The organism is Pseudoneobacillus rhizolycopersici, from assembly GCF_054786815.1.
Window position 1 is genome coordinate 30055 of the sequence record NZ_JBTOOE010000007.1, and the last position, 24166, is coordinate 54220.

Below are 24166 nucleotides of genomic sequence, written 5' to 3' on the forward strand. Positions count from 1 at the left end.
TACACTTATTTTTCCCAATTTCCGAAAAAATAAAAAGACTAGCAAAAAATGCTAGTCCTTTTAACAATAAATTATCGTTTTCCTGAATCAAATGTTTCCCCAGCAGCTTTAGGTGCCTGTGAAGATTTAGAGAAAATAACCAAAGCAATTAATGTAACAACATAAGGGAAAATTTTCAGAAGAATTGGCGGTATAGCTCCCAATTCTGGAATTACTTGTGATACGTTAGCAATTGTACTTGCAAAACCGAAGAACAATGTTGCTCCTAATACACCAAATGGTCGCCATTGACCAAAGATTAATGCCGCAAGAGCTAAGAATCCAAGACCGGAAACCGTACCTGTAAATTCTCCAGCATAGGTAACAATAATAATTGCTCCCCCAAGTCCTCCAAAAGCTCCCGAAATCATAACACCCATATAACGAATTCTTCTTACATTTACTCCTGCTGCTTCAGCGGCTTGTGGGAATTCACCACAAGAACGTAAACGAAGTCCGAACTTTGTTTTATACAAAACAAATGTACTTATTAATAGAACTACCAAAATAAACCAAGTAGTCGGATAGGTTCTTGTAAATAGAAGTGGGCCAATAATAGGAATGTCATGTAATATTGGTATGTTCATTGGATCAAAACTGCTTCTTAAACGTATATTTCCACTTCCTGTAATGTTTCTAGCTAGAAATACTGTTAGAGCCGCAGCAATCATATTAATAGCTGTTCCACTAATAACCTGGTTCGCGCTTAAATTAATACTAGCAAATGCGTGTAATAAAGAAAACAAAGTACCAATTATCACACCTACTAAGATACCAATCCATAGTACTAAGGTATAGTTGTCCATTTTGTCTTGAAGGTAATAAACCGTAATGGCTGTTCCAAATGCCCCAAAAACCATTAAACCTTCTAACCCAATATTAACAATACCACTTCGTTCACTAAATAAACCACCTAATGCTGTTATGAGAAGAGGGATTGTAAATACGATGGCATATGGAAAAATCTGTTCAATAATCGTCCACATTTTATGCTTCCCCCTTCTTAGTTGAACGCTTCTTATTCAATAATCGATGAATCAGAACGCTAGTTGCAGCAAAATAGATAATGATAGCAATAATTGTATTGGCGATTTCAGGTGGAATTTCCGTCATGGCGTTCATGAAACCTGTACCTGAATAAAGAATCCCAAAAAATACAGCTGCGAAAAAGACGCCAATAGGAGAATTAGCACCTAATAAAGCTACTGCTATCCCGTCAAAGCCTTGAGATGGTAATATACCAATCTGGATACTTGAAGCGTTTCCAGTATAAAGAGCCACTCCCCCCAGACCAGCAAGTGCTCCAGAAATAAGCATAGACATAATAATATTTCGATTTACTTGCATTCCCGCATACTCTGCAGCATGACGATTAAATCCAACGGCCTTTAATTCAAAACCAAGGGTTGTTTTATTAATAATAAATGCAATAATAATTACAGCAATTACAGCAAGAAAAATTCCTAAGTTGATATACGAACCTTGAAATATTTTCGTTAAAAATGGCGTAATCAAAGTAGCTTCAGAAGCAAGTTTAGCCGATTCCGTCTCTGTACCACCTTTGAAATATCCAGGAACGATATAGTAAACAGTCCAATAAGCAATCCAGTTCATCATGATGGTAGAAACTACCTCATGAACATTAAATTTAGCTTTAATTAGACCCGGAATAAATGCCCAAAGAGCACCTCCTGCTAATCCAGCAAATATCATTACTATCAATAATATCGGTCTTGATAGGTCTAAAGATAAACCAATGGCAGTTGCACAAAGTCCACCAATCAACATTTGACCAGAAGCCCCAATATTAAATAGTCCTGTACGGAAGGCAAATGCAACCGAAAGACCAGTAAAAATTAACGGAGTGGCAGTTGCTAAAGTATTACCTACCCGTTCAATATTTCTTAATCCACCTTGAATCAGATAGGTATATCCTTCGATTGGGTTACTGCCAATAAGGAACATCAGTATTCCACCCGCTAATAGACCTAAAAGAACAGAAATTAAAGCTACTATCGTATTTCTCATACGCTCTTCTCCTTACCTACACCAGCCATCATTAGTCCAACCTCATTTTCATTCGTTTCAGATGCCACTACTTCTCCAACTAATTCGCCATTATTAATAATTGCGATTCTGTCTGAAAGTTGTAATACTTCATCCAATTCTAATGAAACTAACAAAACTGCTTTTCCGCTATCGCGATGTTCAATTAGTCGTTTATGGATATACTCAATAGATCCAACGTCTAATCCACGTGTTGGTTGGACAGCGATTAATAAATCTGGATTTAATTCGAGTTCTCGTCCAATGATGGCTTTCTGCTGGTTACCACCTGACATCGTTCTGGTAATCGAAGCAGCTCCTTCACCTGAACGAACATCGAAATTTTCGATGATCTTTTTAGCATAATTCTTTATGGCTGAAAAATTTAATAAGCCAAATTTTGAAAATGGAGGTTTATTATAAACCTCAATAACCATATTTGATTCCAACGTATAATCTAAGACTAGACCACGTTTTTGTCTATCTTCAGGAATGTGACCTATCCCTTTTTGAGTTCTTTGACGAATAGGTAAATTAGTTATTTCTTCATCATTTAACATAATTTTACCAGATTCAACTTTACGAAGGCCTGTAATGGTTTCGACCAATTCGGATTGTCCATTTCCTTCCACTCCGGCAATTCCGACTATTTCACCTTTTCGTACTTCCAGAGAGAAATTCTTAAGACCCATTACTTTTCGATTATTTTTTGCCGAAACAGAATCTATCTTAAGCACCACATTACCTGGTGTACTTTCTTTCTTATCCACTTTGAAGTTTACGTGACGACCAACCATCATTTCAGCAAGGGTTGCTTCACTAGTTTCTTTTACATTAACTGTCCCAATACCTTTTCCTCTGCGAATGACCGTACAACGGTCTGCCACTGCTTTAATTTCCTTTAACTTATGGGTAATAATAATGATAGATTTTCCTTCATTAATCAGATTGCGCATGATTTTCATTAATTCTTCAATTTCACTTGGTGTCAGAACTGCCGTTGGTTCATCAAAAATGAGAACTTCCGCTTCGCGATATAGCATTTTCATAATTTCAACCCTTTGTTGCATCCCAACTGAAATATCTTCAATTTTGGCATAAGGGTCAACATTTAATCCGTAGTACTTAGATAATTCAGCAATTTTTTTAGCCGCTTTTTCTGTATCCAATACAAGACCACTTTTTAAAGGTTCACTTCCGAGAATAATATTTTCCGTGACAGTAAAATTCTCAACCAATTTAAAATGTTGGTGAACCATTCCAATTCCTAAACGATTAGCAACGTTTGGATTCGTGATCTTTACTTCTTGTTCATTAATTTTAATGACACCTTGTTCCGGTTGATACATACCGAATAAAACACCCATAAGGGTAGATTTTCCCGCTCCGTTTTCACCTAATAGAGCATGAACTTCCCCTTTTTTTAACGTGAGGGTAATATTATCATTCGCCACTATCCCTGGAAATTCTTTCCTTATATTCAACATCTCAACAACATAACTCATAGTAGCACTCACCTTTTTTTATAGACTTCTTTTCCTTCAAAATTAGGGAGTCCCCTTTCACGAACGGCAATGGTGATTAATTTTGAAATCCTTGGTATTTTTAGTTGGTTTAATCCATTTTTTAATTTTCAAAATTTAGCGAGATAATGTACAAAAGAGACGGAAGAGACCGTCCCTTTTGTTTAGTTGATTACTTAAATAAATCTCCTTGTTCACCAGCAACAGTAATTTCACCATTTTTAATCTTTCCGTAAACTTCATTTACCCCAGAAATAGTCTCTTCACTTAGGTTAGGGTTATTTTCAGGGATACCAACACCATCGTTTTTAGCATCGAATACTAAAGTTTGACCACCAGGGAATTTACCATCTAATTCTTGTTGAATCATTTCAAATGCAGAATGGCCGATTTTTTTCATAGCTGAAGTTAAAATGACAGATTTGTCGCCTTCATATACTCCATCAGCATATTGGTCTACGTCAACACCGACCATCCAAACATCTTCGCCAGCTTTCACACGTGTTTTTGCTTCGTTGATTGCACCAACACCTACACCACCAGCAGCAGCAAAAATTACTTTTACGCCACGGTCAAACATTTGAGCTGCGATTTGTCCACCGGCTGCTAAATTATCAAAGCTACCTTGGTAAACTACGTTTTCTTGTTTAATCGTAATATTTGTACCTAAATTTTCATTAGCGTACTTAACACCTTGTTGGAAGCCCCAGTTAAACTTTTGTACTGGAGGAATTTCCATACCACCGATGAATCCAGCGTCTCCCTCTTTAAGTTGAAGAGCTGTTGCAACACCAGCTAAGAAACCTGACTCATGTTCTGCATAGAAAATAGCTACAGTATTGTCCTTAACAACTGGATTGTAGTCTCCAGAATGTGGGTTTCCATCGATAATGACAAACTTTGCATCTGTATATTTATCTTGTGCATGGAAAACAGCTGTTTCAAATTTAAATCCTGGTGTTACGATAAATTTGTATCCAGCATCGTAAAGGTTACCGATTTCTTTTAAATAATCTGCTTCAGTAGTACCAGTTGGCTTAAGATATTTTGTATTAACTCCAAGCTCATCTTTAGCTTGTAAGATACCTTCCCAAGTACCTTGGTTAAATGACTTGTCATCAATTGTACCTGAGTCAGTAACCATACCTACTTTAAGTGCATCTTTTTTGGGTTCTTTGTCTCCACCTTTACCTTCGTCAGAGCTGTTACAAGCCGATAACAAAGTTCCTGCAGCCAAAAGCATTGACATGGCTAATCCAAACTTGCGTTTTTTCACAGTATTACCCCCTATGTTTTAAATGATTAGTTGTAGGAATGTTTAATATTTACCGACATGTTTCCGTTTTCATTTGTTCAAAAAAATTAAATTCGCTTTCTCAACACATGAAAACTAAATTTATCAGCTTTGAAATAGTTTACCGAAAATAACACAGGATTATCCATTTCATCGAAATGCATTTGCTTTAAGACAAGCAATGCTGTTTCAGGATCACACTCCAAGATTGGAGAAATTTTCTCATGATAACCGATTGGTTCTATTTTAGCAACGGCATAGGTTATTTTTCGATTCGTAACTTCTTCAATGATTGAGAAAATCGATTCTTCATCATGTGAGAAGGTTTCCGGTAAATAAATTTCCGGAATTTTATCGATACAATAAACAACCGGTTCACCATTTGCAGTCCGAACCCGTTCTATCACAATAACCTCCATATCCTTAGAGCAGGAAAAGCGACGAATATCCTCTTCGGTAGGGCTTTGAGAAGATGAACTTAGAAAGATAGTCCCAGGTTTCATACCTACATGTTTAATCATACTTGTAACACTAGTTAATTGTTCGATTCCCGATGTGAATAAAGGTCGTGCATTGACAAACGTACCGACACCATGACGACGAATGATAACGTTTTCTTCTTCAAGAATTCTCAAAGCTTCTCGAAGAGTTGCCCGACTTACACCGAGTTGCTTGGCTAAATCAAATTCAGAAGGAAGTTTCTCTCTTTCTTTGTAAATCCCCTTCTCAATATCTTGCTTCAATCGTTCAATTACCTGTAAATACAAGTGACGATTATCTGACTTAATAGACATGCAAACTTCCTCCAACTATTTCCCTAAGACATCAGACCTCAGATGTATTATCATTCCTACTAATCGAAATTACTATAACATTTTTTTTATGATAAATAAATAGGGTTTCAACAATTTGTCGAAAAAAGGAATATTGCTTAAGAATCCTTATACCACTTGACAAAATGAATATTTTTAAATACTCAATCATGCTTTGAAAACGATTTCACCGTCCTTTATTGTAAATATATTTACAAAAAAAGTAGTTAGAACTAGGTAATCTGACCTAGTTCTAACTACTTGCCTCTTCCTTAGATTTTGATATTAATACGACTCTTGGCTTACTTCCTTCATATGGTCCTACGACTCCACGGGCTTCCATCTCGTCAATTAATCTAGCCGCTCTCGTATAACCGATCCTAAACCTTCTCTGCAACATAGATACGGAAGCGGTTTGCATTTCAATGATTAACTCAACAGCCTCTTCGTATAATTCATCATCCACAGCACCAGTTGCCTCGGGAACATCTTCCGGTATCATTTCCTCTTGATACTGTGCTTTTTGTTGTCCAATGACGAACTCCACAGCATCCTCGACTTCACTATCGGATAAAAATGCCCCTTGGACTCTTATAGGTTTTGATGCACCAACTGGTAAAAACAACATATCACCACGTCCTAAGAGCTTTTCAGCTCCTCCCATATCTAAAATCGTTCTTGAATCAGTTTGACTAGAAACCGCAAAAGCAATTCTCGATGGTATATTTGCCTTAATAACACCAGTAATGACATCAACGGATGGCCGTTGAGTTGCGATAATTAAGTGAATACCAGCAGCGCGTGCCATTTGAGCTAATCTTGTAATTGAATCTTCTACATCAGAGGAAGCTACCATCATCAAATCGGCCAATTCATCCACAATTACAACGATGTAAGGTAATAGTGGCTGTTTCTCGCCTTCCTCTAAATTAATCCGCCTTATATAATCATTATATCCCTCAATATTCCGAGTTCCCGTATGGGAAAAAAGTTCATATCTTCTTTCCATTTCGTTAACTACCTTTTTTAAAGCCTGAGATGCTTTTTTGGCATCGGTAACAACTGGGGCTAGTAAATGAGGAATTCCATTATAAACATTTAATTCAACCATCTTAGGATCTATCATCATAAGTTTTACCTCATGGGGCTTAGCCCTCATTAAAATGCTTGTAATAATTCCATTAATACATACACTTTTACCGCTTCCTGTAGCCCCTGCAACTAAAAGATGAGGCATTTTATTTAATTCAGCTAAGACTGCTTCACCAGTAATATCACGACCTAAACCGATTAAAAGTTTGGAATCCGGTTTGTCATTTTGTTTAGCTTCTAATACTTCTCTTAAAGAAACCATAGCTACCTCAGAGTTTGGGACCTCAATCCCGATTGCACTTTTTCCAGGGATTGGCGCTTCAATCCGAATATCCTTAGCAGCTAAAGCAAGAGCTAAATCATCGCTAAGGCTGACGATTTTACTAACCTTTACACCCACATCCGGATGAACCTCATACTTTGTGACAGCAGGCCCTAGATGAACTTGGGTTACTCGCGCCTTTACACCGAAGCTTTGAAAAGTTCTCTCAAGCTTCGCTGCATTAGCATGAATGAGTTCATATTCGCCACTTTGGTCTGTTTGCTTGGGCATTTTTAAGATATGTAGGGGCGGAAGCTCATAAGCATGATTTTCAACCTCCGTAAAGGCAATTGGGGGGACGACTTCTTCATCCTTTTCAACCATTTCCGGATTGGACCTTGGTTCGCTCTCTTCTAGGTTAGGAAAAACTTTTTCAGTAAAACTAGAAATAATCGGTTCTGGATTGACAGTATTCTCTTCTGTAGCCTGTGAAAGTATCGGAACTACCTTTGTTTCTTCCGGACGCTCAGTTACGCCTTTCTGATTCGCTTTTTTCTTTTCTAGTCTTTTTTCGATTATATTCTTTTTCCATTCTGAAAAATCTTGTAAAAATTGTTTCCATTGACTGCTAAAAAATGACCCTGTTAATTGAAGTATTTTTGAAACAAATTCGCCAATTGGGCGGCCGGTTATGAGGACAGAACCTATAATAATTAATAGGAAAGTAATTAATTTTGTTCCACCTTCATCAAATAGATAGTAGGAGACGGCCGTTAATACGGCTCCTATCATCCCACCACCCAAGCCTTTCGGGTTCGGTTTACCTTCCCATTCTACTTTAAAGTTTTCAAAGGTGTTCATTACAACGCTTGGGTTAGCAAATTTACCGTCGCTTGACATTAACTCAAGAATATTTAAGTGGCTTAGGATTAAAATGGCGCAAGTTATGATGTACATTCCTACCATTTTGATGTGAAAAAAATGAGGAACAGCTCTTTTCACCATAAAATAAATACTTAAACCCATTAACCATAAAACCCCAACAAAATCCCAGTTCCCCCAGAAAAAGCGAAAGAAAAGGATTGTCTTTTCCCCGGTTCTTCCAATTTTCGCTAAGGATAGAATGGCAAGTGTAAATAATAGTAAACCTATTATTTCAAACTTTATCGTTTCTTTAAATTGATCCTTAGTAGTTTTTCCTCTACGTTTCCTTTTGGCCAAAATCATCACCCTTAAATTGGAAAGTAGAGCAGCCATTATGGCTGCTCTATCATTTTGTTTCCTATTATATCATATTGCGAGTGACTACGATAAGCTTATTGAATCATCGAAATTTTAGCACCTGGTGCACAGCGACTATCTAAGAAATGTTTTGGATCAGTACTCAATATTTGAATTACTTGATATTCATTGGTATCTGTTTTTCCTACTAATAAGGGGATCCCATTATATTCAAGTGTCAATTGATTATTCAACCCAGAATAATCATTGGGATAGATGAGTTCCTGAGGCAACATCGTATAATGGATCATTGGATCATTCCATCCTGTTCATTTTTTTGTAGGTCAATTAATTCATTTAATTTCCTAATCGCTTGACCTATTCCACCCACTTCATCAATTAAGCCATATTTCACTGCGTCTCTACCGATTACATTCGTGCCGATATCTCTAGTCAAATTTCCCTTCGCAAACATTAATTCCTTAAATGTTTCTTCTTTAATATTTGAATGTTTGGTTACGAAATTTATTACTCTCTCTTGCATCTTATCAAGGTATTCAAATGTTTGAGGGACACCGATGACTAATCCCGTTAATCTAACTGGATGAATCGTCATGGTCGCTGTCTCTGCGATAAAGGAATAATCACAAGATACTGCAATTGGTACACCAATTGAGTGACCACCTCCTAAGACAATTGAAACAGTTGGTTTAGATAAAGATGCTAACATTTCTGATATCGCTAAACCCGCTTCTACATCTCCACCCACGGTATTTAAAACAATAATAAGTCCCTCAATATTTGGATTTTGCTCAATCGCAATTAATTGGGGGATAATGTGCTCGTATTTTGTGGTTTTATTCTGTGGTGGTAATGTCAAATGCCCTTCAATTTGGCCGATAATCGTTAAACAATGGATCTTTGAGTCATTAGAAAGCTGAGGTACATTTGTTTGTCCAAGTTGCTGTATTTTCTCGATTAAACTCGAAGGTTTATCTTCTTTTACTGGCTCCTGACCTTCCTCGTTTAGATCATTATGAAAACGTTGTATATCCATGTTCTTTTCTCCCTTCATGACGTCAATACAGTTAGTATTATCCATAAAAGGTTATTACATGTGAAAAGGCAAAAAAAAAACACTGGGAAGCCCAGTGCTATCGTTAAACCTCCATAATGATTGGTAATATCATTGGCTTACGTTTTGTTTTTTCAAATAAGTATTGATTCAAAATATCCCTTGTTTCTTGTTTAATTCCACCCCAATCAAAACTTTCTTTTCGTAAATACTTTTCAATAGCTGCTTGTACTAGTTTGGTTGAATCTTCGATAAGCTTTTCTGATTCCCTTACATATACAAATCCTCTTGAAATAATCTCCGGACCGGCTACAATTTTTCTATCAGCTTTCTTGATTGACACTACTACGACTAATACCCCATCTTGAGAAAGCAGCTTTCGATCACGTAAAACGATGTTACCTACATCACCGACACCATTACCATCTATCAAAACTTTTCCAGAAGGAACCTTTCCACTATAACTAATTTCTGTTTCAGACATCTCTATTACTTCGCCATTTTCCGGAATAATAATGTTATCTTTTGGTACACCTGCTGTTTTAGCCAATTTACTATGAGCGATTAACATCCGATACTCACCATGAACAGGGATGAAGAATTTAGGTTTCATTAGATTAAGCATAAATTTTAATTCTTCTTGACTTCCATGACTAGATGCCTGGATCGAATGTTTACTTGAAATAACGCTGGCGCCTGCCCTGTAGAGTAGATCCATAGTTTTATACAAGGCTACTTCTGTTCCCCTTAACGGCGAGCCGGTAATAAGGACGAGGTCCCCTTGTTTTATATTAATTTGCTTATGAATCTGTTTCGCCATTTTTTGTAACACTTCAAATGGTTCTCCCAATACACCAGTCGTTAAAATTACCAATTGGTCATCAGGATATTGATTCATTTCTGAAAATGGAATGATTAAATCATTATCTATAGCTAAATATCCCAAATCTAACGCAATATGATAGATTCTTTGGAGGTTGTTTCCAACAACTACAACTTTTCTAGCATAAGAGGCTGCGGTATCAAATATATGCTGAATTCGATTTAAGTCTGAAGCAAAACAAGCGGCAATAATTCGTCCATTTGCATTATAAAAAGCGTCTGATAAATCCTTTTTTACAATTGCTTCAGAGGTAGTGTATCCAGGACGCTCGGCTTCAGTACTATCAGATAATAGGCACAGAACACCCGTTTCACCTATTTGAGCCATTTTCCCAACTTCAGGGCGATATAATTCTGATGCAGCCTGATCAAATTTAAAATCACCAGTATACACAATTGCCCCCAATGACGTATGAATAGCAATTCCGATTGAATCGGGAATGCTATGATTCGTCCGAAAAAACGAAACTTGTACAGAACCAAATTGCAGTTTTGTTTGCGAGTCAACTTCTTCAAATTGAAATGACGATAAATAGCCTTGCTCAACTATCTGGGCATTTGCTAATGCTAAAGTTAACTTTGTCCCAAAAACAGGGGCTTCAATTTCCCGAAGAACATAAGGAAGTGCTCCTATATGGTCTTCATGACCATGAGTTAAAAAAATTGCTTTGACGCGATGCTTATTTTCTTGAAGATAGCTGATATCAGGTATAACAACATCGATTCCTAGCATCTCATTTTCTGGGAACATTAACCCAGCATCGAGTATAAATATGTCTTCATCAATTTCAACAAGATACATATTTTTCCCGAATTCCCCTACCCCCCCTAGGGCAACAAATTTAATTTTATGTTTATTTCTATGCATTAATTTTCTTTCCTCCTAATTTTAATTTTCGATGATTAATTATCTCCAGTATACTTGATGATAGAAAATGATTACAACCTTCAGCCCCTTTTTTATAAATAAAATAAAAAGGCCGACAAAAAGATATCACTTCTTTGTCAGCCTATTATTCTTCTACTCTATAAAGACTTCATAAGATTTGCTAAAGTATTGCGTTCTTGCTCAGATAAAGGAACCAGTGGCAAACGTACGGAACCAACATCTAATCCTTTTAATTGTAATGCTGTTTTAACAGGAGCCGGACTTGGTGCGGCAAATAAACCTTGCATCACTGGAAGGAGCTTTTGGTGTAATTTAGCACTGCTAACATGATTACCTTCCAGGAATGCCCCAATCATTTGCTGCATTTCATTCCCCATCACATGAGAAGCTACCGAAACAACACCGACACCACCGATGGAAAGTACTGGTACCGTTATCCCGTCATCACCGCTGTACAGTAAAAAATCTTCAGGTGTATTGGCAATGATATGGCTCATTGCATTTAAATCACCACTTGCTTCTTTTACGGCAACAATATTTGGAATTTTTGAAAGTCTTACAATCGTATCAGGTAAAATATTCACAACCGCTCGACCAGGGATATTATAGACCATAACCGGTAGACTAGTACTTTCAGCAATTGCTTTAAAATGTTGGTATAGTCCTTCCTGATTTGGCTTATTATAGTACGGTGCCACCAACATGACAGCATCGACGCCTAAGCTTTCTGCTTTTTTTGTTAATTCTATGGAAGCGTAGGTATCATTGCTTCCAGTACCCGCTATCACTGGAATTCGTTTATCCACCACTTTAACTACATGTTGGAACAAAGCAACCTTTTCTTCTTTTGACAAAGTAGGGGATTCCCCGGTTGTTCCTGCTACGACAAGTGAATCGGTCCCATTTTCAATTAAATGGTTAATAAGCTGTGTTGTTTTCGCAAAATCAATATGCCCTTTTCTGTCAAAAGGTGTTACCATAGCTGTTGATACACGGCCAAACATTACCATAACTCCCACCAACCTTAATTATTAATCTATAGTTCATACTTTACCGTTTCTTCTTGTAATTGAAAAGCATCATGTAGAGCATTAACTGCTGTGACTAAATCTTCCTGCTTGACAAGAACCCATATTGTCGTATGGCTATCTGCTGATTGTAAGATTCGGATTCCTATTTCAGATAATGCTGTCACAATCTTTGATGTTACACCAGGAACGCCAGCCATTCCAGCTCCTACTACTGAAACTTTAGCACAAGCCCGCTCAATTACTGGTTCATGGCCAATAGATGTTAATATTTGAATAGCTTTATTTGCCATTTCATCTGAAACGGTGTAAATGACTCCATTTGGCGAAATATTAATAAAATCCACACTAATCTTATTTTGAGCCATCGCTTTAAAAACTTCAGATTGCAAATCATACTGTTCCTTTTTAGCAAATACCTTAATTTGGGTCACATTAGAAACATGGGCTATACCTGTTACTGGTCTTTCTTTAATATCGGTCCCCTGATTCCCTTTATTAATAGTCGTTACCAATGTACCTAATCCATTGGAATAAGTAGAGCGAATCCGAATCGGAATTTTAGCTTGCATCGCAATTTCAACTGCACGTGGATGAATTACCTTTGCCCCCTGGTAAGCCATATTACAAACCTCAGTATAAGTTACAACTGGCAATGGCCTTGCATTTTCGGCGATTCGAGGGTCTGCGGTCATTATCCCATCAACGTCTGTAAAAATATCAATCCATTCTGCATTTAATGCAGCTCCTAAAGCCGCAGCGGATGTATCACTTCCCCCACGACCGATCGTTGTTACATCCCCATTTTTCGCAGCGCCTTGGAAACCTGCAACCACAACAGCATCATGGTGCTCCAACTCTTTTAACAGTCGGTCACACTTCATTTCAATAATCCGGGCATTCGCGAAATCATCGTTTGTTCTGAAGCCGGCTTGAGCCCCTGTTAATGAAATCGCCTTTACTCCATTTTGTAGGAGTAAATTCGTAAATACTACACTTGAAATAATTTCCCCACATGACAATAATAAATCCTGCTCACGGTTGCTAATAGGGCTACCTGTCCCACCAATTAATGCTAGGAGGGTATCAGTGGCATATGGGTCGCCTTTTCTTCCCATTGCGGAAACGACCACTACAACCTTATAGCCATCCGCTATTGCTTTTTTTATATGGCGAAGGGCAGATTCCCGACTTTTTTCATCCTTAACGGAAGTTCCTCCAAATTTCTGAACAACTAGTTTCATACTTCACACCTCATATCTTAGGAGAAGGTTGTAAAATTTATTCTGTCTTAACTAAGCCCAGCTTAATTAGACTTTCCGCAATTTGGACAGAATTCCAGGCAGCTCCCTTTAACAAATTATCGGAAACAACCCACATATGGAATCCGAAATCTACATCAATGTCTTTTCGAATTCTTCCTACAAATACATCATTTTTGCCGACACTATAGGCAGGCATTGGATATAGTTGATTTTCTGGATCATCCTGTAAAACGATACCTGGTGCATCTTTTAATAGTTCTTTTATTTCATTTGCGGAAACACCTTCGGATTCAATTTCAAAATAAACTGACTCGGAATGTCCTGTTTCAACCGGTAAACGAACACAAGTCGCTGCGACTTGCAGTTGTGGTAAATGCATAATTTTTTTCGTTTCATTAATCATTTTCATTTCTTCATAAGTAAAGCCATTATCAGTAAATTTATCAATTTGTGGAATGGCATTAAAGGCAATTTGATAATGGTTTTTATCTGCTCTAACCGGTAATACCTTTGGCTCGTAATTCTCACCGCTAATGATAGCCTTTGTTTGGTCTTTTAACTCTTCAATTGCTACAGTACCTGCTCCTGAAACAGCCTGATAAGTAGACACAATAATCTTTTTAATGCCATATTTTTGACGGATTGGTTCTAATGCTACCACCATTTGAATCGTAGAACAATTTGGATTTGCGATAATTCCGGAATGATGGTTTAAGTCAGATTCATTGACTTCTGGAACCACTAAAGGCACGTTTTCATCCATTCGAAATGCACTCGTATTATCAATCACAATTGCACCATGCTTTACAGCTTCCGGTGCCAGTTCTTTAGAGACACTCCCACCTGCACTAAAAAGGGCAATGTCAACCCCTTTGAAGCTTTCCGAATTCGCCTCTTGCACGATATATTCCTTACCTTTAAATGTAACTTTTGAACCGGCTGATCGTGCCGATGATAAAAACGAAAGTTCTGTGATTGGTAGATCACGACTTTCTAATGTTCGAATCATTTGTTGACCAACTGCTCCAGTTGCTCCAACTACAGCTATATGCAATCCATTATTTAGTCCCATTTGGTGTCTCCTTCCACCTTTTTTCGAAAGGCTGTGTTAATGAAGTCTGTTAATTTCCGCTACTGGTGCTTTAAACAACATTTACCATGAACACAGCCTTTTTAGTTTCTATTCTTTAATTGATTAGAAATAGGAGGCCAAAATTGCCTCCATTTCATAATATGATTTATTTTATCATACAACACTATTAAAGAATAATGTTTTCATGAAGGAAAAAAGATTTAACTTTAGTCACGGAACCTTTCAACTAGAACTGGCTGTAACTGTTTTCCCTCTAATGCAGCCTCGACAGTTTCGGTCAACAAAGTCATTCTTGCTACCATCGAATTCTGTTTTTTGACTGGATCGTCTTGACCAAAGGGAATGAAGAAAACATTTTTCGCTGCCATTAATTTCATTAAATTTACGCCATTTAAGCCAAGGGCATCATTAGTTGAGATTCCTAAAACAACAGGTTTTTGATTGCGCAAAGTTGCCTTTGCTGCCATTAATACTGGTGAGTCATTTATAGCGTTAGCAAATTTACTCATCGAAACTCCCGTTAGTGGTGCGATAACCATACAATCTAGTGGCATTTTTGGCCCTAAAGGCTCTGCTTTTACGATCGAATCAATTGATTTATTTCCTGTTAAGTTCTCGATTCTTTCGATCCAATCCTCACCTTTTCCAAAACGTGTATCTGTATTTTTCACGGTAAACGTAACAACTGGAATCACTTCCGCACCCGCGTTGACTAACTTTTCGATTTCCGGATAAACAGCATCATACGTACAATGTGAGCCTGTTAGTCCAAACCCAATGCGCTTACCTTTTAAATCCATTATTATTTCTCCTTCCTACCTAATAGGTCCTTTTTTAATAACTGCGAAAGTATGTTGGCTAATATTTGCCCAGCTGTTTTTGGAGCAACAATTCCGGGTAAACCTGGAGCCAAAAGCGCTTTAATTCCGCGTTTTTCTGCGTATCTAAAATCAGTACCTCCAGGCTTCGAGGCAAGGTCGATGATAAGTGTATGAGGAGGCATTTTCGAAATGACATTCGCATTTACAATCATAGTAGGAATCGTATTAATTAAGATATCTACATCCTTTACTTCCGCTACAAGGTTGTTTAGGTGAAATGGAACTAGTGCCATTTCGGTGATTCTGGCAAGATGTTCACTTTTCCGTGCCCCAACCATAACCTTAGCCCCAAGAGCATGGAAGGTCCTAGCTACACTCATTCCAACACGTCCAAGGCCTAAAACAGCAACCTTAGATCCATGAATCGTAAAATCTGTATGTTGAATGGCCATCATAATCGTTCCTTCAACTGTAGGAATCGAATTATAGATCGCTACATCATCGCGTTCAAATAATTGAACTAAACGTCGATTAGAACTTTTTGCTATTCCATTTAAATAGGAATTGCTAATACCCGAATATATGGTGCAATAGGGTGGTGTCTTTAAAAGAAGTTCCTCTGTTAAAACAACCTTTTCATTTGAAAATATAGTTTCCACATGCCCTTCTAAATTTGTTCCAGGCACAGGTAGTAAAATTGCATCTGTCTGACTAAAATCAACTTCACTGATTTTTTCTTTAATTGCTCCAGTAAAGGCATGGTCAAGTTGTTCGAAGCCAACTAATACCAATTTTGCATCTAGCTCAGTCAATTTACGAATTATCTCTAACTGTCTTGCGTCCCCACCGATTACAGCAATTTGCATTCCTGTAAGCATTTAATATTCACCTTCTTTTTTGAAAAATCGCAAAAAGAATCTTGATTTACAATGAGCTACTTCAACATACTATGTACTGGGTTAAAAATCGGTGATTGGTCTAAAGAAAAAGCCCAAGCAATAACTTGATTGCTTGGGCTCTTTCTTATTTTCCTATTCCTCATCGATATCAATAATAATCATGTCTGCGCCAATCTTTTTAATATGTTTCCATGGCACTCTTACCTCTCCATTCGTTTTGCGTAAGCCAAACCATTTGAGGGATGGGATGATGAGCGCTTGAATTTGACCAGACTTTTCATTTATTTCTAAATCAGTCTGGCCCAATACACCAAGTCGTTCGGCTTTTTTTGCATCCACAATTTCTTTTCCACTTAATTCACTTAGTCTCAAATGAATTTCCTCCTTTTATTCACTTAGTAATAGTCTATAGGAAGTCCATTCTATTTAGACTTTTGCAATCAAATAATTTAATACCCCTAACCATAGCAGTTAGGGGTATTGTTTGATATTATTTTAATTTTTCTGGTAATTCGCCCTCAGGACTAATTATCGAAACAGAGTATTGGTCTGAGAAAATGGAATCTGCTAAACGATTGACAGACTCTTTTGATACTTGATCAATCAAGTTAACAATTTCATCCAAAGAACGATGATTCTTCAGGAGTAATTCATTTTTCCCATTACGACTCATCCGACTGTTTGTGCTTTCTAAACTTAACATTAAACTTCCTTTTAATTGTTCCTTACAATTGGTGAGTTCTTTATCGGTTATTCCCTCATTTTTCAATTTACCTAAAGTTTCTTGAATAGTTTCAAACAATACATCCAATTGACTACTGCCTGTGCCACCATATATCGTTAAGATCCCACTATCTTGGTATGCCGAATGATAAGAAAACACGGAGTATGCTAGTCCTTTTTGTTCCCTAACATCTTGGAATAGACGGCTGCTCATGCTCCCACCAAGGACATTATTTAACACAATCAGACTATAAACATCCTCATGTCCAACTTGAAGTCCTTTATAACCAAGGCAAAGATGAGCTTGTTCAATATCCTTCTTGCGAGTAACTTGATTAGAATGGAAACTTGGTTTGTTTTCAACAACGGCGGAATTTTTTGATTCATAGTATCCAAAAAACTTTTCAACGCCCTTAATAAAAGATTCAGTAACATTTCCCGCAATGGAAATGACGACATTATCAGGTGTGTACAATTCGTTCATATAATTTTTTAAAGTGTCACCCGAGAAGGTTGCTAATGTTTCCTCTGTCCCTAAAATCGGGTAGCCTAGAGGGTGATTCTCATAGATAGCCTTACTTAATAAATCGTGGACGATATCATCTGGGGTATCCTCATACATTTTAATTTCTTCATAAACGACTTTTTTCTCTTTTTTTAATTCTTCTTCATCGAAAATCGAATTAAAAAACATATCAGCTAAGGTTTCTAAGGCAAAATCTGCATGGGTATCTAAAACCTTCGCATAGTAGCAAGTGTATTCCTTTGAGGTAAAAGCATTTACCTGACCACCTATACTATCAAAGGATTCAGCAATTTCCCTAGCTGTTTTTGTTTTCGTCCCTTTAAAAATCATATGTTCCAAAAAGTGGGAAATTCCGTTATTTTCAGGGGTTTCATTTCTTGAACCAGTGCCAATCCATACGCCTATAGCCACAGAACGGACAGTAGGAATATGTTCAAGTACAACTCTAACTCCATTTTGACAAGTATATTTTTTTATCAACAAAGATTCCTCCTTGGGAAGACACATTTTCTCTTATGCAGGTTCTTTTATGGTTTATCTTCTCCAATAAATAGATTATTTTTCACTATTCTTCTTTCATCTAAAACTTGCGAAACTGTACCAATTTGCAAATTTTTCTGTTTAATCAATGTAATTAACTGATCCATGGATTTCGCTGTTGAATCGGTTGGATGCATGAGAATTAGCGCACCATTATGAATTTTTTTCATAACTCTATCGATTAAAACATCAACCGGAGGCTTTTGCCAATCAATCGTATCAACGGTCCACATAATGGTACCCATTCCAGATTCAGCTGCAATTTTCACCGTTTCATCCCGATAGCTTCCTGAAGGTGGTCCAAACCACTTTGGCTCGATTCCTGTTGTTGCTTTGATCACGTTATTCGTTTGAATGATTTCATCTCGGGTACGAGGGGCAGAGAGAATCTTCATATCAGGATGCGAAAAAGAGTGATTACCGATTTCATGTCCTGCAGCTACAATCATCTTAGCTAACTCAGGATTTTTTTGCGTCCATTTCCCTTCAAGGAAAAAGGTAACATGTACATGATGTTTTTTTAACGTTTCGAGCATCCCAGGTAAGTACTCATTTCCCCAAGCGACATTAATAATAAAACTTACCATCTCCTTATCTGGATGTCCACGATAAATAGGAGATGGAGGTAATTCCATTAAATGAACTTTTGGAGATACTTGTTGAAAAACCAATTTTTTAGGATCAAAAATGCCCAATTTTTTCATATTCTGATAGGATTGTTCAATATCAACCTTTAAGCCGTTATAACCTGGAATCGCTTTCCAAACCCTATCGATTTTAGCGTCTGCTGCTGGGATTTCATAATTTTTTGCTTGTAATTCTATCTCGGTCTTTAATGAATTTTGCTGTTTTGTAACGGGAATGGACACCATTTTTATTGTTTCAACATATTCATTTGTAAAAGGATTTTTCATAATTACTAAAGTAAAAATAAAAATCAATACGATTTTTAACCATTTATTGACCATTTTACCGTCCTCCTTCCATAAACATTATGAAATAAAAGGACAACTTATTCATTTTATATACAAACAAAAAGTCAGGGTGCACCTGACTTCATGCCTATTGTTGTTCAGCTTTTTCTTTCTGTTCTTTTAATACGGCTTTTCTAGATAGATTGACTCTTCCTTGTTTATCAATCTCTGTTACCTTTACTAGAATCTCATCACCGATTGATACCACATCTTCAACTTTACCTACCCGTTCCTCGGCTAACTCAGAAATATGAACAAGTCCATCTTTTCCAGAAAAAATCTCAACAAATGCACCAAATTTTTCAATTCGTTTAACTTTCCCTAAGTACATTTGTCCAACTTCCACTTCACGGACAATATCTTCAATAATTCGTTTCGCTTTCTGATTCATTTCTTCATTTGTAGAGGAGATGAAGATTGTACCATCTTGTTCGATATCGATTTTTACGCCAGTTTCTTCAATAATTTTATTGATTTGTTTACCGCTTGGTCCGATAACATCTCGAATTTTATCAGGGTTAATAGCCATTGTTAAAATTTTAGGTGCGTACTGCGATAACTCAGTTTTTGGAGCGGAAATCGTACTTAGCATTGATTCCAAGATTTGCATTCTTCCTACTTTTGCCTGTGCAAGTGCCTCTTCTAAAATGGATCTCGATAAACCTTCTATTTTTATGTCCATTTGCAGAGCTGTTACACCTTTGGAAGTTCCAGCTACTTTAAAATCCATATCCCCTAGATGATCTTCCATTCCTTGAATATCGGTTAGTACAGTATAATGTTCTCCCGATTTTACAAGACCCATAGCAATACCAGCAACAGGAGCTTTAATCGGTACACCAGCATCCATCATAGCTAAAGTACTCGCGCAAATACTTGCTTGAGAGGTTGAACCGTTCGATTCTAGTACCTCAGACACAAGGCGAATTGTGTAAGGAAAATCCTTTTCATCAGGAAGAATTGGTTCAAGTGCTTTTTCCCCTAGTGCACCATGGCCGATTTCGCGTCGACCTGGACCTCTTGAAGGGCCGGTTTCCCCAACACTAAATTGTGGAAAATTATAGTGATGCATAAATCGCTTTTCTTCTTCCAGTCCTAATCCGTCTAAAATTTGTACATCCCCTAGAGCCCCAAGTGTACATACACTTAACGCCTGAGTTTGTCCACGGGTAAATAACCCAGACCCATGAGTACGTGGCAATAATCCAATTTCAGATGATAGTGGGCGAATTTCATCAATTTTCCGACCATCGGGACGAACCTTCTCGACGGTAATTAAACGACGAACTTCCTCCTTAACCATCTTGTCCAAAACTTGTTTCACTTGTTTAATCGTATCTGCATCGGCTTCCTCAGCCTCATACTTTGCCATAACCTCGTTTTTAACTTCCTTAATAGCATCTTCACGAGCATGCTTTTCCTGTACTTGAATTGCTTGAATCATCTTTGCTTCACATAATGAACGGACTGCTGATTCAATTTCACGATTAATTTCAAAAAGAACGATTTCTCGCTTTTCTTTACCGATTTCTGCGACTATTTTTTCTTGGAACTCAATCAAGCGCTTAATTTCTTCATGTCCAAACATAATCGCTTCTAACATAACTTCTTCTGGTACTTCATTGGCTGAAGCTTCAACCATGTTAATCGCATCTTTTGTTCCGGCAACTGATAAATAAATATCACTTTTTTCGGTTTGCTCAACGGTTGGGTTAATAATAAATTCTCCATTAATACGGCCAACAATCGCGCCGGCAATAGGTCCTTCAAATGGGATATCCGAAACACAAAGTGCTAGGGATGAACCAAACATTGCTGCCATTTCTGACGAACAATCCTGGTCAACACTCATTACCATACTTACAACTTGAACATCATTTCGAAATCCATCAGCAAACAACGGACGAATTGGTCGGTCAATTAATCGGCTAGCTAAGATTGCTTTTTCACTTGGACGACCTTCACGTTTAATAAAGCCCCCAGGAATTTTTCCGACTGCATATAAACGCTCTTCATAGTTTACCGTTAACGGAAAAAAGTCTAAATTTTTCGGCTCTTTTGAAGCTGTTGCGGTGCTTAATACAACTGTATCTCCATAGCGAATTAAAACAGCACCACTTGCCTGTTTTGCCAATTGGCCATGTTCAACTACAAGTGGCCGACCAGCCCATTCTATGGAATAAACATGTTTTTCTTGGTCCATAATTTTCTTTTACCCCTCTCATCATTCATAATGCAAATTAATCATATTTCAAGTTAACTAAAACCTATATACAAAAGCATTTCGCTATAAAAATGTCCAATATTAGTATGACCCATAGAGGCATACTTAAAATCATTATGTATATGTAATTTTCAATAAACACTAAAAAAGCGGGAAAAATCCCGCTTTCTTACCTTGTCTTATCTACGTAATCCAAGCTTATTAATTAACTCACGGTAACGTTGAACATCCTTGTTACGAAGGTAAGTTAAAAGATTACGACGTTTACCAACCATTTTCAATAATCCACGACGAGAATGGTGGTCCTTCTTATGAGTACGTAAGTGCTCATTTAGATTATTGATTGATTCTGTAAGGACAGCGATTTGAACCTCTGCAGATCCAGTATCGTTCTCATGTGTCTTATACTCGTTGATAAGCTCATTTTTACGTTCTTGTGTGATTGCCATCCTTTTCACCTCCTAAAAATAATTTCAAATCCCCAGTTACCGAGCAAGCGTCGGAGATACGCTTTGCCAAGCAAAGGTTCATGATACGTTTATTAGAATACAACTTTCTCGAGTAAAAAGCAAGTCTAACATCTAATTTTCTCAAATTCTAATTTTCCTGAAAATAGTTTAAGGCTGTTTGCTTATCTTTTTGTATTTGAGCAACTAATTCATTTATTCCATTAAATTTTTGTTCTTTGCGAATGTATTTATGCCACTCAATATGAACGATTTGACCATATATTTCCTCATCAAAATCGAAAATATGAATTTCAATCGATGGTTTCAAACCTGCTTCAAGTTTAAAAGTCGGTTTATGCCCAACATTTCCTACACCTATAAACCAATGATTATTTACTTTAATTTTTACTGCATAAACCCCCAATGGAGGAACTAGATAATCATCAAGCAAATCTATATTTGCAGTCGGAAATCCAATTGTTCGCCCTCGTTTATCACCATGGATAACCTCACCCATTGTTGTGTAATATCGACCTAATAATGGGACTAATAAATCCATCTTTCCATTATTAATATAAGAGCGAATTAAAGTAGAGCTTATTTTTTCGCCATCGTTGGTAAGTTTTTCTATTACTGTATAAGAAAATTGATTTCGTGAGTGAAAAGGTAATGTTTCCATCGTTCCTTTCCCGAACTTTCCATAAGTAAAATCAAAACCAGCAACCAGGTGCTTAATATTAAGATTAATAATATATTGATCGATAAACTGCTGAGGTAATAGATGGGCAAATTCCAATGTAAAATGAATAATGATAAGATAATCTATCCCTAATTCACCAATCAGCTTTTCTTTATCCTTTAAAGGACTAATATATTGGACATGCTGGATGTTTTTTCCTAAAACAACGGAAGGATGAGGATCAAATGTTATAACAGCACTATTAATACCCAACAATTTTGCTTGATTTTTCGCTTCTAAAATCACTTTTTGGTGTCCTAGATGAACCCCATCAAAGTACCCTATTGCACAAGCTAAAGGTGGCATATTTGATAATTGATGAGGGTATTCTAAATAAATAACTTCCACTATATGACTCACCTTTTCTATTGAAACTACTAGGTATGATCAGTAACCAACACTTTAGATGGTTTAATAACTGATGGTTTTGTTGGATGTTGGATATAGATTGCTATGGCCTTTTCTTTTTCATTCATAATGACAATCGGACCTTCCGTAGTCACCATATATTCGGATATCGGCAAGGCAACCCCATTTTTCACTTTCTCTGCTACTTTATCACTTATTTTTATTTTCGGCAAATGCGAAATACCAAACTCTATTGGCTGTAATGCCGTTTCAATCATTCCACTTTGCATTAGGTCCTCCACCTCTTGGAGTGAATAACAATCCTTTAATGAAAAGGCAGCTGACTGAATCCTGGTTAACTGTGACATATGGGCAGGAAAACCTAATCGCTCCCCAATCATGACTGCCAATGTCCGAATATACGTTCCTTTACCACAAGAAACTCGAATTCGAAATGAAATTGTGTCACCTGAAAATTCAGATCGTTCATCCAATAATTCGATTGAGTATATTGTTACCTTCCGTGTTGGACGTTCAACTTCAATACCCTTTCTTGCATATTCATATAATTTTTTCCCATTAACCTTTACGGCTGAATACATTGGTGGTGTTTGGTCTATCACACCAAGAAATGAATTTAATATGGACAGTATGGTTTCTCTTGAAATAATTGTAGTAATTTTTCGGGATTCAACCATTTCTCCTGTTGCATCCTCGGTTGTCGTTGAGTAACCAAGCGTTACCTCAGCTTCATACGCCTTACCAGCATCTGTTATGTATTCAGCCACTTTGGTAGCTCTTCCTATACAAATCGGAAGTACACCTGTTACTTCTGGATCAAGTGTTCCAGTATGCCCTACTTTTTTTGTTTTTAGTATTTTTCTAAGCTTAAAAACACAGTCATGTGATGTCATTCCAGCTGGTTTAAAAAGCGGGAGAATACCATCCATCTACATTACCCCCTATTAAGAAAAAAGGGGCTACCAAAAGGAATCGACTATTCATTCCATTCGGACAGCCCCGCTAAGTTTATTCCTCTTGTTTTTCCTTATCTCTCGTATCTTTTTGAATTTGGTGGAGCAAATTTTCAATCCGATTACCGTAATCAATTGATTCGTCAAATTCAAAGATAATTTCAGGGGTTTTACGAAGGCGGATACGCTGGCCAACTTCAGTACGAATAAACCCAGTTGCTTTAGCTAATCCTTTTAACGTATTTTCACGTTGTTCTTCATCCCCTAATACAGAGATATAAACCTTTGCTTGTTGAAGATCTCCTGTCACTTGAACATCTGTAACAGTCACAAAACCGATACGTGGGTCTTTTATTTTTCGCCCAATGATATCGCTAAGTTCCTTCTTCATTTGCTCAGAAACCCTATTTGCTCTAAGACTCATCACT

The 24166-nt window shown here is 37.1% G+C and carries 22 protein-coding genes; all 22 read right to left on the minus strand.

Annotated elements, in window-relative coordinates; all coding sequences use genetic code 11:
- Window positions 1–71 precede the first annotated feature (71 nt).
- The gene (locus ACX9YW_RS09405; RefSeq protein ID WP_460345346.1) at window positions 72–1025 is read right to left on the minus strand and encodes an ABC transporter permease; all 954 of its coding nucleotides are present in this window, start codon (window positions 1023–1025) and stop codon (window positions 72–74) included.
- 1 nt (window position 1026) lies between these two features.
- Window positions 1027–2067 carry an ABC transporter permease gene (locus ACX9YW_RS09410; RefSeq protein WP_460345349.1) on the minus strand — a complete coding sequence of 347 codons (1041 nt, stop codon included), beginning with the start codon at window positions 2065–2067 and terminating at the stop codon, window positions 1027–1029.
- The gene (locus ACX9YW_RS09415; RefSeq protein WP_460345352.1) at window positions 2064–3590 is read right to left on the minus strand and encodes an ABC transporter ATP-binding protein; all 1527 of its coding nucleotides are present in this window, start codon (window positions 3588–3590) and stop codon (window positions 2064–2066) included. The genes ACX9YW_RS09410 and ACX9YW_RS09415 overlap by 4 nt, the downstream gene beginning before the upstream one ends.
- Window positions 3591–3780: 190 nt before the next feature.
- Complete coding sequence (locus tag ACX9YW_RS09420) at window positions 3781–4884, minus strand: BMP family lipoprotein (RefSeq protein ID WP_460345355.1); 1104 nt, start codon at window positions 4882–4884, stop codon at window positions 3781–3783.
- A gap of 86 nt (window positions 4885–4970) precedes the next feature.
- Complete coding sequence (locus ACX9YW_RS09425; protein ID WP_460345358.1) at window positions 4971–5696, minus strand: GntR family transcriptional regulator; 726 nt, start codon at window positions 5694–5696, stop codon at window positions 4971–4973.
- Between the two features lie 271 nt (window positions 5697–5967).
- Window positions 5968–8289 carry a DNA translocase FtsK gene (locus ACX9YW_RS09430; protein ID WP_460345361.1) on the minus strand — a complete coding sequence of 774 codons (2322 nt, stop codon included), beginning with the start codon at window positions 8287–8289 and terminating at the stop codon, window positions 5968–5970.
- Between the two features lie 95 nt (window positions 8290–8384).
- Window positions 8385–8600: a YlzJ-like family protein gene (locus tag ACX9YW_RS09435; RefSeq protein ID WP_460345364.1), complete on the minus strand. Its 216-nt coding sequence runs from the start codon at window positions 8598–8600 to the stop codon at window positions 8385–8387.
- Entirely contained in the window at window positions 8597–9346 is a 750-nt protein-coding gene (locus ACX9YW_RS09440) for a ClpP family protease (protein ID WP_460345367.1), read from the minus strand. The genes ACX9YW_RS09435 and ACX9YW_RS09440 overlap by 4 nt, the downstream gene beginning before the upstream one ends.
- 103 nt (window positions 9347–9449) lie before the next feature.
- Window positions 9450–11114, minus strand: coding sequence for a ribonuclease J (locus ACX9YW_RS09445; protein WP_460345370.1), 1665 nt, complete (start codon window positions 11112–11114; stop codon window positions 9450–9452).
- Window positions 11115–11272: 158 nt separating this feature from the next.
- Complete coding sequence (gene dapA, locus ACX9YW_RS09450) at window positions 11273–12145, minus strand: 4-hydroxy-tetrahydrodipicolinate synthase (protein WP_460345373.1); 873 nt, start codon at window positions 12143–12145, stop codon at window positions 11273–11275.
- Window positions 12146–12171: 26 nt separating this feature from the next.
- Window positions 12172–13407, minus strand: a complete 1236-nt coding sequence (dapG, locus tag ACX9YW_RS09455; protein WP_460345376.1) for an aspartate kinase — start codon at window positions 13405–13407, stop codon at window positions 12172–12174.
- Between the two features lie 37 nt (window positions 13408–13444).
- Window positions 13445–14500 (minus strand): aspartate-semialdehyde dehydrogenase, encoded by a 1056-nt coding sequence (gene asd, locus ACX9YW_RS09460; protein WP_460345379.1) that lies wholly within the window; start codon window positions 14498–14500, stop codon window positions 13445–13447.
- A gap of 227 nt (window positions 14501–14727) precedes the next feature.
- The gene (locus ACX9YW_RS09465; RefSeq protein ID WP_460345382.1) at window positions 14728–15321 is read right to left on the minus strand and encodes a dipicolinate synthase subunit B; all 594 of its coding nucleotides are present in this window, start codon (window positions 15319–15321) and stop codon (window positions 14728–14730) included.
- A 2-nt stretch (window positions 15322–15323) separates the two neighbouring features.
- Window positions 15324–16220 (minus strand): dipicolinic acid synthetase subunit A, encoded by an 897-nt coding sequence (gene dpaA / locus ACX9YW_RS09470; RefSeq protein WP_460345385.1) that lies wholly within the window; start codon window positions 16218–16220, stop codon window positions 15324–15326.
- Window positions 16221–16373: 153 nt separating this feature from the next.
- Window positions 16374–16613 (minus strand): YlmC/YmxH family sporulation protein, encoded by a 240-nt coding sequence (locus tag ACX9YW_RS09475; protein WP_460345388.1) that lies wholly within the window; start codon window positions 16611–16613, stop codon window positions 16374–16376.
- A 118-nt stretch (window positions 16614–16731) separates the two neighbouring features.
- Entirely contained in the window at window positions 16732–17970 is a 1239-nt protein-coding gene (locus tag ACX9YW_RS09480; protein ID WP_460345391.1) for a M16 family metallopeptidase, read from the minus strand.
- 47 nt (window positions 17971–18017) lie between these two features.
- Window positions 18018–18998: a polysaccharide deacetylase family protein gene (locus ACX9YW_RS09485; protein WP_460345394.1), complete on the minus strand. Its 981-nt coding sequence runs from the start codon at window positions 18996–18998 to the stop codon at window positions 18018–18020.
- A gap of 94 nt (window positions 18999–19092) precedes the next feature.
- Window positions 19093–21207, minus strand: a complete 2115-nt coding sequence (gene pnp, locus ACX9YW_RS09490; protein WP_460345397.1) for a polyribonucleotide nucleotidyltransferase — start codon at window positions 21205–21207, stop codon at window positions 19093–19095.
- A 200-nt stretch (window positions 21208–21407) separates the two neighbouring features.
- The gene (gene rpsO, locus ACX9YW_RS09495) at window positions 21408–21677 is read right to left on the minus strand and encodes a 30S ribosomal protein S15 (RefSeq protein WP_223588488.1); all 270 of its coding nucleotides are present in this window, start codon (window positions 21675–21677) and stop codon (window positions 21408–21410) included.
- A 148-nt stretch (window positions 21678–21825) separates the two neighbouring features.
- The gene (ribF, locus tag ACX9YW_RS09500; RefSeq protein ID WP_460345402.1) at window positions 21826–22764 is read right to left on the minus strand and encodes a bifunctional riboflavin kinase/FAD synthetase; all 939 of its coding nucleotides are present in this window, start codon (window positions 22762–22764) and stop codon (window positions 21826–21828) included.
- 29 nt (window positions 22765–22793) lie between these two features.
- Window positions 22794–23714 carry a tRNA pseudouridine(55) synthase TruB gene (gene truB, locus ACX9YW_RS09505; protein WP_460345405.1) on the minus strand — a complete coding sequence of 307 codons (921 nt, stop codon included), beginning with the start codon at window positions 23712–23714 and terminating at the stop codon, window positions 22794–22796.
- Between the two features lie 79 nt (window positions 23715–23793).
- Window positions 23794–24162: a 30S ribosome-binding factor RbfA gene (gene rbfA, locus ACX9YW_RS09510; protein WP_460345408.1), complete on the minus strand. Its 369-nt coding sequence runs from the start codon at window positions 24160–24162 to the stop codon at window positions 23794–23796.
- Window positions 24163–24166: the final 4 nt, after the last annotated feature.